The organism is Thermococcus sp. (assembly GCF_027012695.1).
GTDB lineage: Archaea > Methanobacteriota_B > Thermococci > Thermococcales > Thermococcaceae > Thermococcus.
Window position 1 is genome coordinate 1 of record NZ_JALUYR010000025.1, and the last position, 1,014, is coordinate 1,014.

Genomic DNA, 1,014 nt, shown 5'->3' on the forward strand with positions numbered 1-1,014 from the left:
TTGATGCCGACCCGGGAATAAGGCCCTACGACGAGGTTTTAGTGGTGAACGAGAGGGACGAGTTGCTCGCAACGGGACAGACGCTCTTAAACGGCGAGGAGCTGAAGGTTTTCCAGAGCGGATTGGCGGTGAAGGTGAGGAGGGGAATTGGAAAGTCATAGATGCCTCCCGTATCCCCTCTTTTTGAGCCATTTCTTCACGTCTTGCTCGAGCCATTCGCTTGGAACCGGGTTTTGTGGTTTGAGGCCGTATCTCCTGAAGGTTGACTCGCACTGGAACGGAAACTTCTCGCAGAGATATGCGTAGCTGATGACGACGAGGAGAAGGTAGAAGCGGCGCATGAACCACGGGCCCTTTTTACAGACCGCCTGCTCTCTTTCGCTCAAACTCGTGTCCCCGCATTCTGAGGAATCGCGAAGGGCCTTGAGGTAATCCTTCATCGCCAGAAACGAATCCAGGATTAATCCCGCGTACTGCTCCTGGATGAACCAGTCTCCCACGAGGTCGCGGTAGACGAAGTAGCCAATCCTGTCGAGAGTTTTGCTAGCTTCTCTCACGGCTTCAAGCTTCTTCGGGTCCTTCAGAACTTCCTCAGCTGAAAGTCCCTGCAGTTTCCAGGATTTTATGTTCCTGAGCTGACCCTTCAGTTCATCGTCCATCATCTCATAGGTCGCCGAGATGCTCTCGAAGTTGAGCTCCTTGATGGCTATGTCGAGCTCGTATATCGTGACAGCCATCATCACGGTCGCTATCGTTGAGGCAAGGGTGAGGATTGCAAGGGTAACGTTCACGTCGTGGGTGAAAACTCAAGTTCCGGCCGTCGCTATTGTTATCAGAACTGCCGAGAGAAGCGCGAGGGTCTTTATCCTGTCCATGTCCAACCCCCATTAACTTGCCCGAAAAGGTTATAAATTTTCACCGTTCCCTAAATCCGGGCGGGCCCGTGGTCTAGATGGTCATGACGCCACCCTTACAAGGTGGAGGTCCGGGGTTCGAATCCCCGCGGGCCCACCA

Annotated in this window: 2 protein-coding genes and 1 tRNA gene; 2 read left to right on the forward strand and 1 reads right to left on the reverse strand. The window is 53.6% G+C overall.

The genetic code is table 11. The features are described from left to right. On the forward strand, positions 1-161 hold a 161-nt coding region (locus tag MV985_RS01340; protein ID WP_297458948.1), incomplete at its 5' end, for a PUA domain-containing protein. Here MV985_RS01340 and MV985_RS01345 read toward each other — a convergent pair. Next, positions 156-791 (reverse strand): hypothetical protein, encoded by a 636-nt coding sequence (locus MV985_RS01345; RefSeq protein WP_297458939.1) that lies wholly within the window; start codon positions 789-791, stop codon positions 156-158. The genes MV985_RS01340 and MV985_RS01345 overlap by 6 nt on opposite strands. Before the next feature lie 146 nt (positions 792-937). On the opposite strand from MV985_RS01345, the gene MV985_RS01350 reads away from it, so the two are divergent. Further along, positions 938-1,014, forward strand: a tRNA-Val gene (locus tag MV985_RS01350).